Below are 15,279 nucleotides of genomic sequence, written 5' to 3' on the forward strand. Positions count from 1 at the left end.
ACATCAGGTGTTTATTCCGTAGCGGGGCTGGATGCTTCAATACGTAAAGTAATACCTTCAACACGCACGACGCGCACACGTGTTCCTGCGGGCAAATCAGTATCGGCCTTCACTGGCCAAACACTATCGCCAAGCCGTACCTGGCCATGCCCATTGACCAGGTTACTTTCCAGCACGAAAACCTGGCCTGCCAACTGGTTGCCCCGTTGGTTGAGTTGTGGGCCTGACTGGTCGCTGTTTTTCTGGCTCAGCCAACGCCACCATAAAAAAGCACACAGCACAGTCAACACGGCAAAACTGGTGCCCTGCCAGGCCCAGCCAACAGGCAGGAGCCAGGCAATCAGACCTGTGACCAGTGCTGCAATACCACTCCACAGCAGGTAACCACTGGCACCGAGCATTTCAGCGGCCAATAACAGGCCGCCCAGACTCAACCAGAATGCATGCGGATGTGCAGCAATCAGTGGAATCATTTTATTTTCCGTTGTACCTGACTGTCTTTAATTAACTCACTGATACCTGCAATAGAACCCATCAGGCTGCTGGCATCCAGCGGCATCAGCACGACTTTACTGTTTTCAGCAGAACCTATCTGCTGCAACGCATCAGTATATTTCTGGGCCACAAAATAGTTCACAGCCTGAATATCGCCAGCGGCAATGGCTTCAGAAACCATACGGGTTGCCTGTGCTTCTGCTTCAGCAGAACGCTCACGAGCTTCTGCCTGCAAAAACGCAGACTGCCTGTCACCTTCGGCTTTCAGGATCTGAGACTGTTTTTCCCCTTCAGCTTTGAGAATTTCAGCCTGACGAACCCCTTCGGCTTCCAGAATATAAGCACGCTTAGTACGTTCAGCTTTCATTTGCGCGTTCATGGAAGCAATCAGTTCAGCTGGTGGGCGAACATCGCGAATTTCAATACGCGTTACTTTCACGCCCCACGGGTTGGTTGCTTCATCAACAATGTGCAACAGACGGGTATTGATACTGTCACGCTGCGAGAGCATTTCATCAAGCTCCATTGAACCCAGCACAGTACGAATATTTGTCATGGTGAGATTCATGATAGACAGATCAAGGTTGCTGACTTCATAGGCAGCACGCGCCGGATCAATCACCTGAATAAAGCAAACAGCGTCTATTGTGACGTTGGCGTTATCTTTAGAGATAACTTCCTGAGAAGGGATATCCAGTACCTGTTCCATCATATTGATCTTACGGCCAATACGATCCATAAACGGCACAACCAGGTTCAGGCCAGGCATCAGCGTTTTGGTATAACGGCCAAAACGTTCAACTGTCCATTGAAAACCCTGCGGGACAATTTTCACCCCGGCAGAAACGATCACCAGTGCAACAACAATAAGAACCGGGATCACAATTAGCATAAAAAACCTCCTGTTTAATAGTGGGAGTAAGTCTACCCTAAAAAATAAACAGGAGGTGCTACTATATTCGAGGGTTTACACTACGTAATCTCGAATAATCAATAGAGTAGCGAGTAAAGCTGGCGGCGATATTGTGAAGCCAGGGGATTCCCGGTACCCAGGGCTGCGAGGATCTCTTGCATCACTTTACGGGTTTCGCCATTCGCTGCACTCAAGTCCTGTTTCAGGTGGCCAAACAACAGCGCCAGAGCTTCTTCATTACGCCCAACCTGGTGTAGCTGCAAAGCCAGGCGGGTTGCGAGTTCGGCATCCTGTGGGTTTTCTGTAACTTGTTGCTGTAGTAACTGAATTTCTGGGGTGTCAGCTGCTTTTTTCAGCAGATCAATCTGCGCCTGTAACCCCTGATAGCGGGTGTCTTGATCCTGTAATGGAATGGTTGCCAGTACAGTTTCTGCATCATCAGAACGGTTAAGCGCAATATAGTTTTCGGCCAGCAATAAGCCGATTTCACTGTTCTGTTCAGATAGCTTCCAGGCATCAGCCAGCAGCGGCAGGGCTTCAGCATGTTTGCCTTCCTGCATTAATGCCATGGCTTCCTGAGCTTTCACTTCTTCTTCGCGCGGCAATACTTTATCCAGCAGAGCACGTACAGCTTCTTCAGGCTGTGGCCCCTGGAAACCATCAACAGGCTGGCCGTTCTGGAACAAGTACACGGTTGGGATAGCGCGCAACCCAAACTGCGATGCAACCATCTGCTGGCTATCGCAATCTACAGTGGCAAGAATAAACTGGCCGTTATACTTCGCAGCCAGCCCTTTCAGCACCGGTGTCATTTCCTGGCACTGTTGGCTACGGTCAGACCAGAAGTAAAACAATACTGGCGTAGTAACCGATTGTTCCAGTGTGGTATGTAAATTCGCTTCAGTAATCTCAACAATATTCTGTACGGACATGCTTTTTTCTCAGTCAGGACTTTCTAATGTACATGGGGGTGAGACGCTGAGCTTCAACTCAGGTACGCAAAATTTTATCCATAATCCGGCCAGGCAACAGTCTTTTCAGGAAACCAACCACCCAAGTGACCAATGTTACCGGGTAGCGCAATCGCGGCCTGGTGCTGTCAAAAGCATGGCACACTTTTGCTGCAACAGCCTCTGGCCCCAACGTAAAGCGTGCGGCAATTCCCGGATTCTGAACCGGTTTATCTGCCTGGGTCTGGTTGACGTTATCGGTAAACCGGGTATGAATGGGGCCGGGTTCTATCAGGCTTACCTGAATCCCGGAGTAGCGCAACTCCATACGTAGCGCGTCAGACCAGGCTTCCAGAGCGTATTTACTGGCCGCATAAGCGCCACGGCCTGGTGTGGAAATCAACCCCATTACCGAACTGGTCATCACAATTCGCCCTTCACCTTGTGATTTCATAGCAGGTAACAACAGCATTGTGAGTTGATGCACACCAAAAAAGTTAGTGGAAAACTGTTTTTCCATTTGTGAGCGGCTAATGGTTTCTAATGGGCCATAAAGCCCGAACCCGGCATTGTTAAATAACCCATAGAGCTGGTTACCTGTCAGGCGAATAACTTCTTGTGCAGCCTGCCTGACGCTGTCTTCGTCATCAACATCAAGTTGAATGCCAGTAAAACCCAGCGACGACATACGTTCGACATCTTCTGATTTACGGCAACCAGCAAGAACATGATAACCGCGTTGTTTCAGCGCATGAGCACAGGCCAGGCCAATTCCACTGGAACTACCTGTAATGAATACTGATTTTTGCATAACTTTACCCGTTAAAAGCGCTGATTGTTTATGACTCATGTTTAACTAACAAAGGTGCCAGTTTTTCTGCCATCCAGTTGGCAATGAATGGCTGGGCATCCGGGTTAGGGTGAATACCATCATCCTGCATCCATTGTGGCTTAAGGTAGACTTCTTCCATAAAGAAAGGCAGCAATGGAATAGCGTATTTTTCCGCCAGTTGTGGGTAGATGGCCTGAAAAGCTTCGGTATAGCGGCGGCCATAATTAGGTGGCAAACGTATCTGCATTAGCACTGGTTGCGCATTAGCTGCGTTAACTTGTGTAATGATTTTGCCCAAGGTTTCACTAATGGTTTGTGGGGCAAAACCACGCAACCCGTCATTACCGCCAAGCTCTATCAGTACCCAGCGTGGGTGGTGTTGCTCCAGTAAACTGGGTAAGCGAGCCAGGCCCTGAGCAGCGGTGTCCCCGCTTATACTGGCATTAACAACATCTATCTGCTTTGCCTGCCATTTTTCATTAAGTTTTGCCGGCCAGGCACTGTTTGCCGACATTCTGTAACCAGCACTCAGACTGTCACCCAGAATCAACAGCGTGTCCGCAGCCATGGCTCGGAACGTTAACAGGAACAACAACAGGAAGGGCACATGCCAGCGGAAAATAGTGTTGAAGTACATCGTCTTTATAAGTCCGTCGGTCAGGGTGAACATGAACTCAACATCCTCACCGGAGTTGAGCTGATTGTCAAACCAGCGGAAAGTATCGCCCTGATTGGTGAGTCGGGGTCAGGAAAGTCAACTCTGCTGGCAATTTTGGCCGGTCTGGATGATGGCACTGATGGCGAGGTCTGGTTATTGGGTAAACCATTGCATCAAATGGATGAAGAGGCGCGAGCAGCGCTGCGCGCCGCCAACGTCGGGTTTGTCTTCCAGTCATTTATGTTAGTTCCCACCCTGACGGCATTAGAGAATGTCCAGTTGCCTGCTCTTCTGCGTGGCGACAACCCCGCGCAAAGTCTTTCCCAGGCCTGTGCGCTGCTAACTGAGTTAGGTCTTGAAAAACGCCAGCATCATCTTCCTGCACAGCTTTCTGGGGGCGAACAACAGCGCGTTGCACTGGCAAGGGCGTTTATTGGTAAACCTGCCGTGTTATTTGCTGATGAGCCCACCGGTAACCTTGATCGCAAAACCGGGGATCACATTGCTGATCAGTTGTTCGCTTTAAACCGGGAAAGTGGCGCAACACTTCTGCTGGTTACCCATGATTTGCAACTTGCCGCACGGTGTGACAGGCGGTTACGGCTACAGGATGGCAAATTGCAGGAGGAGTTATGATTGCGCGATGGTTCTGGCGTGAATGGCGCACGCCATCACTGTTAATTGTCTGGGTTGCTCTAAGCCTTGCCGTTGCCTGTGTTTTCGCACTAAGTAGTATTGGCGAACGAATGGAAAAAGGCCTGAGTGCGCAGAGTCGGGATTTCCTGGCGGGCGACCGGGCATTACGCAGTTCGCATCCCATACCAAATGCCTGGCTGGAACGGGCACAGAAGGAAGGTGTTCAAGTCAGTACCCAGTTGTTGTTCTCGACGATGGCTTTTGCGGGTAACACGCCACAACTGGCTGATGTAAAAGCTGTTGATGGGCATTATCCATTATATGGTTCACTTGATACTCGCCCCGAAGGCCTCACCCCAGCACCGGGAACGGTTTTACTCGCCCCCCGTCTTATGGCATTACTCGGCCTGAAAATGGGCGATGAGCTTGATGTGGGAGATGCCGCTTTGCGGGTTGCTGGCGAAGTTATTCAGGAGCCTGATGCCGGGTTTAATCCCTTCCAGCTTGCACCACGCCTGATGATGAATCTTGCCGATGTCCCTAAGACAGGTGCTGTTCAGCCTGGCAGCCGGGTGCGTTGGTTGTATAAATTTGCCGGTACAACAGCGCAAATTACCCGCTTCGAGAATGCGCTACTGCCACAATTAACTGCTGAATACCGTTGGTACAGCCCGGAGCAAGAAGATAGTGCTCTTGGCAAATCCCTTGAACGCTCACGCCAGTTTTTGCTTTTGTCTGCATTATTGACGTTATTGCTGGCGATTGCCGCTGTTACTGTGGCAATGAATCATTATTGCCGGTCGCGTTACGATCTGATTGCTGTGCTGAAAACACTGGGAGCAGGGCGTAAGGCCTTGCGCCGCCTGATTATTGGTCAGTGGTCATTATTATTGCTGGTCTCTGCCGGTACGGGTCTGCTGGCGGGCAAATTGTGTGAATCCATATTGCTGGCATTACTGCGCCCGGTGTTACCGGCAACCTTGCCTGAGCCTGGTGTGATGCCACTTATCTGGGCGTTGGGCGGTATGGTGGTGATAGCTTTTTTGGTTGGGGCGCGTCCGTACCATATCCTGCTGGCAACCCAGCCCGTGCGCGTACTGCGGCGTGATGCTATAGCTCGCCGTTGGCCACTTATCATTTACTTACCTGTTATGGCACTGGTAGTGGTTGCGTTGTTGGCATTATTAGTGGGCAACAATATGTTGCTGTGGTCGGTTCTGGCGGGAAGCTGCATAGTCGCGTTGTTGTGCGGTTTGGCTGGTTGGTTCGCTCTGTGGGTATTAAAACGTTTCACTACCCGGGTATTATCGCTGCGCCTGGCAGTGAATCGCCTGCTGCGTCAGCCGCTGACCACATTGAGCCAAATTGCCGCTTTCTCCTTGTCATTTATGCTGTTGGCACTGTTGCTGGTATTGCGTGGTGACTTACTGGACCGTTGGCAGCAACAATTACCTCCCCAAAGCCCTAATTATTTCCTGATAAATATCGCGCCAGAGCAGTTGGGCGAAATGAAAAGTTTCCTGGCGGAACATCTGGTTATTCCTGACCAGTTCTATCCTATCGTTCGGGCGCGTTTAACCGGAATTAATGGCAACCCCACCGATGGCAATAAAGATGAAGCTCTCAACCGTGAGCTTAACCTGACATGGCAGCGTAAAAAACCTGCGCACAATCCGATTGTTGCCGGAACCTGGCCGCCTGCGCAAGGGGAGGTGTCAGTTGATGAAGGCCTGGCTAAACGGCTGAATTTGAAAATGGGCGATAAACTGACATTTACCGGTGACACAGAAACCTTTACCGCAACGTTATCAAGCTTACGTAAAGTGGACTGGGAAAGCCTGCGGCCAAATTTTTACTTCATTTTCCCGGAAGGCGCACTCAACAACCAGCCACAAACCTGGCTAACCAGTTTCCGTTGGGATCAGGGGGAAGCTTTACTGACACAGCTGAACCGGGAATTCCCAACCGTTAGCCTGCTGGATATTCGTGCCATTTTGAGCCAGGTAGGAACCGTATTACAGCAAGTAAGCCGGGCACTGGAAGTGATGGTGGTACTGGTAACACTGTGCAGTGTATTGCTGCTCCTGGCTCAGGTGCAGGTTGGCATGCGCCAGCGCCACCAGGAATTGTTGGTCTACCGGACGCTGGGCGCAGGGAAAAAATTGTTGCGTCAGTCGTTGTGGTGGGAGTTTATTACCCTGGGTGTGGTTGCGGGTATTGTTGCTGCTGGCGGTGCCGAAAGTGCGTTGGCTTTGTTACAAACCCAGGTATTTGATTTTCCCTGGTCACCGGACTGGCGTTTATGGCTAGCTTTGCCAATATGTGGTGCTTTGGTTCTGGCGTTATTTGGCGGTTGGCTGGGTGTCCGTTTAGTAAAAGGGAAAGCGCTATATCGTCAGGTTCAAGAGTAAATAAAAAGAGAAAATATTGTGAAAGAAAAGCACTGTTTTATTTAGTGCTTTTCTTTTTTGTGATGCATATTAATAAATGACAATACAGGTTCGCACAAAACGATAATACTTATTATGTTTTATCATTTTTATGAAATAAACAATCATAATATTATCATTTTTAATCGCACGGATTGATAATTTTAATAAATAAAACTTCATAAATAACAGGTAATCTTCTCCTTGCTAAAGTGGTTTTAGCACCTATTGGTAAGGAATAAAAATGAACAAAAAAATAACAGTGCTGGCGCAGGCAGTCAGCACCGCAGTGGTATTGGCTGCAATTGCAGTTCCTGCTCATGCAGAAATTACGTTGTTAAAACAGGATCCTACTGCTGGAGATCCATTAAGCCGGTTAAATTTCACTGTGGGTGGGAGTATTCGTCCTCAGTTTAATAATATGACAGGTGATGGTGATAAAGGTTCTTACAAACGTAATGGTTTTGACGGCGGTACACGTTTTCGTTTTGCGGCTGACTATTATTTGTTCGATGACGTTAGCTGGATAAGTTATTACGAACTGGGCGTTAATATTCCGGCGGTATTTAACTGGGATGACCATTATGCCAAAGGCGCAAATAATACTAACCGCCGCATGCTATATACCGGTCTGAAAAGTGATACCTGGGGTACGCTGACTTACGGTAAACAAAACAGTGTTTATTATGATGTAGTTGGTGCAAAAACCGATCTCTGGGATTATGACATGATTGCCCAAGCGCCAGGTAACGGTATCAATGGCGACTATGACGGTTCTTACCGCTCACGAGGTATGCTGAAATATAAAAAAGCAGTGGGTGATGTTGACCTGTATGGTGCCTGGTTATTTAACGATGACGAATATTTGCCTGGCGATGGCCTGCGCTACAAACGTAAAGGCGGCGGCTCGTTGGGGGTGGATTATCACATCACCAAAGACCTCACTTGGGGTACAGCCTGGAACATGACCCGTGCTGAAATGCGTGACCCTTCTAACGGTGACAGCAAAACCCAGAACCAGAATATTTTAGGTACAGCATTGAGCTGGAAACCGGATAACTGGACGTTCTCCTTCGGTGGTGGCTGGTATCAGAACTTCCTGGTCTCCAAGAAAAGCACTGTTAATGACTACTTTGCTGGTGACGCCTGGGGTATTGAATACTTTGCCGGGTACAAATTCCCGATTGGTCAGTATGGCCTGCAGTCTGTTCAGCCTTACTTTATGGGCGACCGCCTGGAATACGTCAACGACAGAAATTACCAACGTATTGATAATGGCCTTGGGGTTAGCTTCCAACTGGATTACGGCTTCCGGGTTGATTACGAACACGTATTTACCTCCAGCACCGATAAAACGCTGGGAGATATGAACCTGGTACGTCTGCGTTACGACTTCTGATAAAAAAAAGACAAGCGCGTTATGCGCTTGTCTTTACTCTGCAGACCCCAGCTACTTCCTGCTCACCGCCAACAGGTAAACTGACGGCTGTGCACTGAACCCGCTTTAACGGTTACTGCAACTGCAATTGTGCCCAGGCAATGCCGCTGGCGTACTCTTCTGGTAATAACGGGATCAACGCTTCCAGTGAGGCTGAAAGATGCCCTTTATCGGTATCTGACAGATTCAAGTGGCCCACTTTACGGCCTGGGCGCACTTCTTTTTCGTACCAGTGCAGGTGAACCAGTGGTAATTTGAGCCACTCCCAACTGCGTGGTGTGCCAATCAGGTTAATCATTACTGAAGGCGCGCTGACCACCGGGCGCGGCAATGGTAAATCCAGTATTGCACGCAGGTGCAGCTCAAACTGGCTGATGGAAGCGCCATTTTGTGTCCAGTGACCACTATTGTGAACGCGAGGAGCCAGTTCGTTAATCAGCAACCCGGCTGGCGTTACAAAACACTCCATTGCCATCACGCCGACATAACCCAGTTCATCCATAATGGCAGACAACATGGACTCAGCCTGGTTCTGCTGCTCAGCACTGGCGGAAGGGAACGCCACACTGGCACGCAGGATCCCGTCCTGATGCAGGTTGTGGGTGAGAGGGTAGAACACCTTTGTGCCATCTTTAGCGCGAGCGCCAACCAGTGACACCTCGCCAGAGAACTTAATGCCTTTCTCAACAATACACTCGCCGTAGCACTCAGCAGGCAGGTTGTCTGTTTCACCTGGGCGCAAACGCCACTGGCCACGCCCGTCATAGCCGCCCACGCGGCGTTTAACTATCGCCAGTTCACCCGCAAGGGCAAATACGGCAGGCCACTCTTGTTCAGAGGCGAGTAATTGCCAGGGCGCGGTGGGTAATTGCAATTTATCGAACAATTGCTTTTGTGTCAGGCGGTCGGCAATTACCGGAAAAACATCCCGGTTAACAAATGCCGGGTGATTAGCCAGCTCACGCGTTAACGGGGTTTCCGGCCAGCGCTCAATTTCAGCGGTAATGACACTGTGCTGCCATGGTACTGCTTGCGGGTCTGCGTCTAAACCTACTGGCCAGACAGTAACACCAAGGGGTTCCCCAGCCTGGCGCAGCATGCGCCCTAGCTGGCCGTTACCCAGTACGCAAACTTGCATTATTCAGCCTCCCGCGGGTCCGGGTTATTCAGCACTTCTTCAGTCTGTGTTTTGCGCCAGTTTTCCAGGCGGGCATGCAGAGCGGTATCATGCTGGGCCAGAATTTGTGCTGCCAGCAACGCAGCATTTGCAGCGCCAGCTTTGCCAATTGCCAGCGTACCTACCGGGATCCCTTTTGGCATTTGGACAATGGAGTACAGGCTGTCCACACCGCTCAGTGCCGCGCTTTGTACAGGCACGCCCAACACCGGCACCAGAGTTTTGGCGGCAATCATGCCAGGCAAGTGCGCTGCACCGCCAGCACCGGCGATAATAACCTGAAAACCATTATCCTGTGCCTGTTCGGCAAAACTGAACAGCTTATCGGGAGTACGGTGGGCGGAGACAATTTCCACATGGTGAGGAACGTCCAGAGCAGTCAGGACTTCAGCGGCAAACTGCATGGTAGCCCAGTCACTTTTGGACCCCATCACAATGGCGATACGCGCCGGGTTTTGGGTGGAAGACATGCGTCTCAAAACTCCTGTGAATAAACAAAAACAACGACAGACTGTTGCGGAGAAGGGCTCAGAGAATAGCACGTAAAACGGGCAAGGAAAACGGTTGCGTGGTGATGAAATAGGCATTCAACCGTAACGAAATGGGTTAAAACGGAAAGTTGATCAGTACCATCTCTTCTGCGCTAACACGAATCATTGAGCCTTCTGTATGCCAGGCCCCTAAAACGGCACGTAATGCGGGTTGACCGTTGGCTTCAAGCGCATGAATAGCCGGGCGATGCGTATGCCCGTGCACCAGCCATTGTGCCTGATGGCGGGTGAACGCTTCCTGTACTGCCTGTGGGTTAACATCCATAATCGCCAGCGACTTGTGTTGGTTCGCCTGCTGGCTGTTGGCGCGCATTTTCCGGGCGATACGGCGGCGAATAAATAGCGGCAGAGTAAGAAACAGGCGCTGGATCCAGGGCTTATGAACTTTGTGGCGGAAATCCTGATACGCTTTGTCATCAGTACACAATGTATCGCCGTGCATGATAACCACCGGGCGGCCATACAATGACAGGCACTGTTCCTGGGGCAGCAATGTCATACCGCTACGCCGGGCAAACGCTTTACCCAACAAGAAATCACGGTTGCCGTGAATAAAATAGACGGGTACACCCTGATTAACCAGGATGCGAATGGCATCGGCTATTTGCTGGTGAAGGGGCTCCGGGTCATCGTCACCAATCCAGGCTTCAAATAAATCCCCAAGAATATATAGCGCGTCGGCTTGTGGGGCTGTTTGTGCCAGAAAACGCAGAAAACCGGCGGTTATCGCCGGTTCTTCTGTGCACAGATGCAAATCTGCGATAAAGAGTGTTGCCACGATTACTCGCTGACAGTCACGCTTTCAATTACTACGTCGTCTTTCGGAACGTCCTGGTGCATACCACTGCGGCCGGTAGAAACCGCTTTGATTTTATCAACCACATCCATGCCTTCCACTACTTCAGCAAACACGCAGTAGCCCCAGCCTTGCAGACTTTCGCTGCTAAAGTTCAGGAAGTCATTATCAACAACGTTGATAAAGAATTGCGCTGTAGCAGAGTGCGGAGCCTGAGTACGTGCCATTGCCAGCGTGCCACGGGTGTTTTTCAGGCCGTTATTGGCTTCGTTCTGGATGGTGTCTTTGGTGTCTTTTTGTTTCATGCCCGGTTCAAAACCGCCGCCCTGAATCATAAAGCCATTGATAACACGGTGGAAAATGGTGTTGTTGTAGAACCCTTCGCGACAGTAGTCCAGGAAGTTTTTAACTGTTACCGGAGCTTTATCGTCGAAAGTTTTGATAACGATATCGCCATGATTGGTATGAAAAGTAACCATGCTGTGCATCCTATTCTGCCATGTAGTGCTTAAGCCTGCGCTGCAGGCCACAATAGCCCGTTGTTATAGCACACTCATCAGGTTCGATCACCTTGCAATGCGTGCTGCTGTAGAAAGGAAATTTGGGGTAATATAGATTATTGCTTTCTTACCACACACATACATGGAATCGCTGATGTTAAAGATTTTCAATACTCTGAGCCGTCAAAAAGAAGAATTTAAGCCTATTCATGCCGGAAAAGTTGGCATGTACGTGTGTGGGATAACCGTTTACGACCTGTGTCATATCGGCCATGGGCGTACATTTGTGGCATTTGACGTTGTGGTTCGTTACCTGCGCTCCCAAGGTTTTGATGTTAACTTTGTGCGTAACATTACCGATATTGACGACAAAATCATCAAACGTGCTGCAGAAAACGGCGAGAGCTTTACTGCGCTGGTAGATCGGATGATAACCGAGATGCATGCCGATTTTGATGCACTGAATATCCAGCGCCCAAGCAGTGAGCCACGCGCAACACACCATATTCACGAAATCATCGATATCGTCGAAAAACTGATTCAGCGTGGGCATGCCTACGTTGCCGAAAATGGCGATGTTATGTTCTCCGTTCTGACTGACGACTCTTACGGGCAGTTATCCCGCCAGGATCTGGAACAGCTCCAGGCTGGTGCGCGGGTTGATGTTGCAGATGCAAAACGTAATCCCATGGACTTTGTGCTGTGGAAAATGTCCAAACCGGGGGAACCGAGCTGGTCATCGCCATGGGGAGAAGGGCGTCCAGGCTGGCATATCGAGTGTTCTGCCATGAACTGCAAGCACCTGGGCAGCCATTTTGATATTCATGGCGGGGGTTCCGACCTGATGTTCCCGCACCATGAAAACGAAATAGCTCAGTCTACTTGTGCCCACGACGGTGCCTATGTGAATTACTGGATGCATTCCGGGATGGTTATGGTAGACCGTGAGAAAATGTCCAAATCCCTGGGCAATTTCTTCACTGTGCGTGATGTGCTGAAATATTACGACGCAGAAACCGTGCGCTATTTCCTGATGTCTGGCCATTATCGCAGCCAGTTGAACTACAGCGAAGAGAACCTGAAACAGGCACGTGCTTCCCTTGAGCGTTTATACACAGCACTGCGCGGCACGGATAAGTCCGTTGAAGCCGCTGGTGGTGAGGCATTTAAAGCCCGTTTCTGCGAAGCAATGGATGACGACTTCAATACACCTGAAGCTTATTCTGTGTTATTTGACATGGCCCGTGAAGTTAACCGCCTGAAAAGTGAAGATATGGCCGCAGCTAATGGCCTGGCCTCAGCATTACGCGGTATCGCCGCTATTCTGGGTATTCTGGAGCAAGACCCGGAAACCTTCTTACAAGGTGGGGCGCAGGCAGATGACAGCGAAGTGGCTGAAATTGAAGCACTGATTCAGCAACGCCTTGATGCCCGTAAAGCAAAAGACTGGGCAGCCGCCGATGCAGCACGCGACCGTTTAAATGAAATGGGGATTGTGCTGGAAGATGGCCCGCAGGGAACCACCTGGCGCAGAAAATAACAGTTTGTTTTCAGCAATTAAAAAAGCGGCGTTATGCCGCTTTTTTGTCTCTGCGATTTGCCAACTGGGTTACTTATACAACCGCTGGCAACTGCATTCAGGCCTCTACAGTAACGCTGTAACCTGCAAAAGTGACGGTCTGCCCGGCAACGATTTTACAGCGTTTACGGGTTTCTGTTGCACCATCCACCTGGACCTGCCCGTCGGCAATAACATTTTTTGCCTGAGCACCACTGTCAGTCCAGCCTTCCAGTTTTAACAAGTCACACAGTTCTACATGCGGGTGTTTACCCAGAAAAAATGTTGCCATTATTGAGCCTCTCCATCGTGGTACTCTTCACAGGCCTGGAGCGTGTTCTGGATAAGTGTCGCGACAGTCATTGGGCCCACACCACCAGGCACTGGCGTAATGTAAGCGGCACGGGCTGCTGCATCTTCAAATACCACGTCGCCCACCACTTTGCCGCTTTCCAGACGGTTGATACCCACATCAACCACAATCGCGCCTTCTTTAATCCATTCACCAGGGATAAAACCCGGTTTACCAACGGCAACAACCAACAGATCCGCGTTTTCTACGTGGTGACGCAAATTTTTTGTGAAGCGGTGAGTCACTGTGGTGGTACACCCAGCCAGCAATAACTCCATGCTCATAGGGCGGCCAACAATATTAGAGGCACCAATCACCACTGCATTCAGCCCATAGGTGTCAATATTGTAACGTTCAAGCAGTGTAACTATCCCGCGAGGAGTGCAAGGGCGCAGGCGGGGCGCACGTTGACACAGGCGGCCTACGTTATAAGGGTGGAAGCCATCCACGTCTTTATCGGGCGAGATGCGTTCCAGCACTTTGACATTATCAATACCCGCTGGTAGCGGAAGCTGAACCAGAATTCCGTCAATCTCCGGGTCTGCATTCAGTTTATCAATAAGGCTGAGCAATTCCGCTTCAGTGGTCGTTTCCGGCAGATCCCATGCGCGGGAAATAAAACCGACTTCTTCACAGGCTTTGCGTTTGCTACCAACATAAATTTGCGATGCCGGATTTTCACCGACCAGCACAACAGCAAGGCCGGGTGCACGTTTACCTGCCGCCAGGCGAGCCTGTACTTTTTCCGCGACTTCGCGCCGTACCTGCTGCGCAATCGTTTTACCATCAATAATTGTTGCTGCCATCAGCGTGAAAATTCCATCTGTAATAAGAAAGGGAAGGGAATGTGTATATTTTGTCAGAAGCGAAGCTTGCTGTCAGTCACCAGTGCAGATTTCCTTTTGTTGGCAGGTGTAAATCAGGGAATTCCGCACGAGCAATAACCCCAATCAGTAATTTCTGAGTGCAGTTTTACCCCAGAAAACAAGGCGAGATCAGGAAGTTGAATTTTTTTCAATTACAGGCAGGGCTGGTTTATGCCATTTTATTTGTCCGACTATTTCCGAATCTTACAGAATGCGTCACATCGAATGGCGCGTCAGGAACACACACATTTCATCCAGGGGAGAATATTTATGAAACTGCGCCTCACGTTTAGCGCATTGACCAGTGCCTTGTTATTGGCCGGTAGTATTCAGGCCGCACAGGCAAACAGTGACCCGCACACCATTGTATTTGGTGTTGCGCCTGGCCCTTATGGCGACATGGTGAAAGAAGCTATTGCCCCGTCACTGAAAGAAAAAGGCTACAAAGTTGTCGTACGTGAATTCAGTGATTATGTGCAACCCAACATGGCGCTGGCAAACGGCAGTATCGACGCCAACTTATTCCAGCACACCCTCTATTTTAATAAATTCAAAGAAGATAAAGGGCTGAAACTCACCAAGTTAATTTCGGTGCCTACTGCAGGTATGGGGCTGTACTCACATAAAATCACCAGCCTTGATCAACTGAAAAAAGGCGACATCATCACGCTGTCGAATGACCCGACAAACCTGGCGCGCGGCCTGCGGTTCTTAGCCTCATTAGGCCTGGTGACCATTAAACCCAATATCGACCCAACCAAAGCATCTGAGCGCGATATCGCTGAAAACCCGAAAGGCCTGGTCTTCAAGCCTCTGGAAGCCGCACAACTTCCGCGTACGCTTGACAGCGTAACCGGCGCGCTGGTTAACGGTAACTTTGCCATCGCTGCAGGGTTGAAATTGTCATCAGCAATGAAGCAAGAACACCTGGATGACAACCTGAAAAATATCATTGCAGTACGCAGTGATGATGCGGATAAACCCTTTGCTAAAGATATTGTTGCGGTGGTGAAGTCACCCGCTTATCGGGCTGTAATTGATGACCCGAAAAACAATTTCGTCAGCTTCCAAAAACCAGAATGGATGGCATCAGCCACACAAGCACAGCAGCAATAATTCAAAATTTGA

16 protein-coding genes are annotated in these 15,279 nt (G+C 49.9%); 5 read left to right on the forward strand and 11 right to left on the reverse strand.

Features of this window, described 5'->3' with window-relative positions:
• Window positions 1-11: 11 nt before the first annotated feature.
• From LC084_RS01805 to tesA, 5 genes are all read right to left on the reverse strand, one after another.
• The gene (locus LC084_RS01805) at window positions 12-473 is read right to left on the reverse strand and encodes an NfeD family protein (RefSeq protein ID WP_226568840.1); all 462 of its coding nucleotides are present in this window, start codon (window positions 471-473) and stop codon (window positions 12-14) included.
• A complete protein-coding gene (locus LC084_RS01810) occupies window positions 470-1,387 on the reverse strand; it encodes an SPFH domain-containing protein (protein WP_036109966.1) in 918 nt (305 codons plus the stop codon). Before LC084_RS01810 ends, LC084_RS01805 begins: the two co-directional genes overlap by 4 nt.
• A 98-nt stretch (window positions 1,388-1,485) precedes the next feature.
• Window positions 1,486-2,340, reverse strand: a complete 855-nt coding sequence (locus LC084_RS01815) for a co-chaperone YbbN (protein WP_226568841.1) — start codon at window positions 2,338-2,340, stop codon at window positions 1,486-1,488.
• 58 nt (window positions 2,341-2,398) lie between these two features.
• Complete coding sequence (locus LC084_RS01820; protein WP_226568843.1) at window positions 2,399-3,208, reverse strand: SDR family oxidoreductase; 810 nt, start codon at window positions 3,206-3,208, stop codon at window positions 2,399-2,401.
• Window positions 3,198-3,827 carry a multifunctional acyl-CoA thioesterase I/protease I/lysophospholipase L1 gene (tesA, locus tag LC084_RS01825; protein WP_226568845.1) on the reverse strand — a complete coding sequence of 210 codons (630 nt, stop codon included), beginning with the start codon at window positions 3,825-3,827 and terminating at the stop codon, window positions 3,198-3,200. Before tesA ends, LC084_RS01820 begins: the two co-directional genes overlap by 11 nt.
• Between tesA and ybbA the strand changes: the two genes are divergently transcribed.
• From ybbA to LC084_RS01840, 3 genes are all read left to right on the forward strand, one after another.
• On the forward strand, window positions 3,798-4,484 hold the full coding sequence (ybbA, locus tag LC084_RS01830; RefSeq protein WP_226568847.1) for a putative ABC transporter ATP-binding protein YbbA: 687 nt from the start codon (window positions 3,798-3,800) through the stop codon (window positions 4,482-4,484). The two genes, tesA and ybbA, sit on opposite strands and share 30 nt — an antisense overlap.
• Window positions 4,481-6,895, forward strand: coding sequence for a putative ABC transporter permease subunit YbbP (gene ybbP, locus LC084_RS01835; RefSeq protein ID WP_226568850.1), 2,415 nt, complete (start codon window positions 4,481-4,483; stop codon window positions 6,893-6,895). The genes ybbA and ybbP overlap by 4 nt, the downstream gene beginning before the upstream one ends.
• 262 nt (window positions 6,896-7,157) lie before the next feature.
• Window positions 7,158-8,312, forward strand: a complete 1,155-nt coding sequence (locus LC084_RS01840; protein WP_226568852.1) for a porin — start codon at window positions 7,158-7,160, stop codon at window positions 8,310-8,312.
• Between the two features lie 112 nt (window positions 8,313-8,424).
• On the opposite strand, the gene purK is transcribed toward LC084_RS01840, so the two are convergent.
• From purK to ppiB, 4 genes are all read right to left on the reverse strand, one after another.
• Window positions 8,425-9,492 (reverse strand): 5-(carboxyamino)imidazole ribonucleotide synthase, encoded by a 1,068-nt coding sequence (gene purK / locus LC084_RS01845; protein ID WP_226571106.1) that lies wholly within the window; start codon window positions 9,490-9,492, stop codon window positions 8,425-8,427.
• A complete protein-coding gene (gene purE / locus LC084_RS01850) occupies window positions 9,489-9,998 on the reverse strand; it encodes a 5-(carboxyamino)imidazole ribonucleotide mutase (protein ID WP_226568854.1) in 510 nt (169 codons plus the stop codon). Before purE ends, purK begins: the two co-directional genes overlap by 4 nt.
• Before the next feature lie 136 nt (window positions 9,999-10,134).
• Window positions 10,135-10,857, reverse strand: a complete 723-nt coding sequence (gene lpxH / locus LC084_RS01855) for a UDP-2,3-diacylglucosamine diphosphatase (RefSeq protein ID WP_226568856.1) — start codon at window positions 10,855-10,857, stop codon at window positions 10,135-10,137.
• A 2-nt stretch (window positions 10,858-10,859) separates the two neighbouring features.
• Complete coding sequence (gene ppiB / locus LC084_RS01860; RefSeq protein ID WP_036110784.1) at window positions 10,860-11,354, reverse strand: peptidylprolyl isomerase B; 495 nt, start codon at window positions 11,352-11,354, stop codon at window positions 10,860-10,862.
• A gap of 175 nt (window positions 11,355-11,529) precedes the next feature.
• On the opposite strand from ppiB, the gene cysS reads away from it, so the two are divergent.
• Complete coding sequence (cysS, locus tag LC084_RS01865; protein WP_226568858.1) at window positions 11,530-12,915, forward strand: cysteine--tRNA ligase; 1,386 nt, start codon at window positions 11,530-11,532, stop codon at window positions 12,913-12,915.
• Window positions 12,916-13,012: 97 nt separating this feature from the next.
• Here cysS and ybcJ read toward each other — a convergent pair whose 3' ends face one another.
• Together ybcJ and folD are read right to left on the reverse strand one after the other, a co-directional pair.
• Window positions 13,013-13,225 (reverse strand): ribosome-associated protein YbcJ, encoded by a 213-nt coding sequence (gene ybcJ / locus LC084_RS01870; RefSeq protein ID WP_226568859.1) that lies wholly within the window; start codon window positions 13,223-13,225, stop codon window positions 13,013-13,015.
• Window positions 13,225-14,091: a bifunctional methylenetetrahydrofolate dehydrogenase/methenyltetrahydrofolate cyclohydrolase FolD gene (gene folD / locus LC084_RS01875; protein WP_226568861.1), complete on the reverse strand. Its 867-nt coding sequence runs from the start codon at window positions 14,089-14,091 to the stop codon at window positions 13,225-13,227. Before folD ends, ybcJ begins: the two co-directional genes overlap by 1 nt.
• A gap of 330 nt (window positions 14,092-14,421) precedes the next feature.
• On the opposite strand from folD, the gene LC084_RS01880 reads away from it, so the two are divergent.
• The gene (locus LC084_RS01880) at window positions 14,422-15,267 is read left to right on the forward strand and encodes a MetQ/NlpA family ABC transporter substrate-binding protein (protein WP_226568863.1); all 846 of its coding nucleotides are present in this window, start codon (window positions 14,422-14,424) and stop codon (window positions 15,265-15,267) included.
• The last annotated feature ends 12 nt before the right edge of the window (window positions 15,268-15,279 follow it).

Source organism: Mangrovibacter yixingensis, assembly GCF_020523985.1.
Taxonomy (GTDB): Bacteria; Pseudomonadota; Gammaproteobacteria; order Enterobacterales; family Enterobacteriaceae; genus Mangrovibacter; species Mangrovibacter yixingensis.

Excerpts from the sequence above, each read along its gene's own strand:
- ybbP (WP_226568850.1), top strand. The coding sequence starts at position 4,481 with ATGATTGCGCGATGGTTCTGGCGTGAATGGCGCACGCCATCACTGTTA.
- purE (WP_226568854.1), bottom strand. The coding sequence starts at position 9,998 with ATGTCTTCCACCCAAAACCCGGCGCGTATCGCCATTGTGATGGGGTCC.
- LC084_RS01815 (WP_226568841.1), bottom strand. The coding sequence starts at position 2,340 with ATGTCCGTACAGAATATTGTTGAGATTACTGAAGCGAATTTACATACC.
- tesA (WP_226568845.1), bottom strand. The coding sequence starts at position 3,827 with ATGTACTTCAACACTATTTTCCGCTGGCATGTGCCCTTCCTGTTGTTG.
- cysS (WP_226568858.1), top strand. The coding sequence starts at position 11,530 with ATGTTAAAGATTTTCAATACTCTGAGCCGTCAAAAAGAAGAATTTAAG.
- folD (WP_226568861.1), bottom strand. The coding sequence starts at position 14,091 with ATGGCAGCAACAATTATTGATGGTAAAACGATTGCGCAGCAGGTACGG.
- ybcJ (WP_226568859.1), bottom strand. The coding sequence starts at position 13,225 with ATGGCAACATTTTTTCTGGGTAAACACCCGCATGTAGAACTGTGTGAC.
- ppiB (WP_036110784.1), bottom strand. The coding sequence starts at position 11,354 with ATGGTTACTTTTCATACCAATCATGGCGATATCGTTATCAAAACTTTC.
- LC084_RS01880 (WP_226568863.1), top strand. The coding sequence starts at position 14,422 with ATGAAACTGCGCCTCACGTTTAGCGCATTGACCAGTGCCTTGTTATTG.
- LC084_RS01805 (WP_226568840.1), bottom strand. The coding sequence starts at position 473 with ATGATTCCACTGATTGCTGCACATCCGCATGCATTCTGGTTGAGTCTG.
- ybbA (WP_226568847.1), top strand. The coding sequence starts at position 3,798 with ATGCCAGCGGAAAATAGTGTTGAAGTACATCGTCTTTATAAGTCCGTC.
- LC084_RS01810 (WP_036109966.1), bottom strand. The coding sequence starts at position 1,387 with ATGCTAATTGTGATCCCGGTTCTTATTGTTGTTGCACTGGTGATCGTT.
- LC084_RS01820 (WP_226568843.1), bottom strand. The coding sequence starts at position 3,208 with ATGAGTCATAAACAATCAGCGCTTTTAACGGGTAAAGTTATGCAAAAA.
- LC084_RS01840 (WP_226568852.1), top strand. The coding sequence starts at position 7,158 with ATGAACAAAAAAATAACAGTGCTGGCGCAGGCAGTCAGCACCGCAGTG.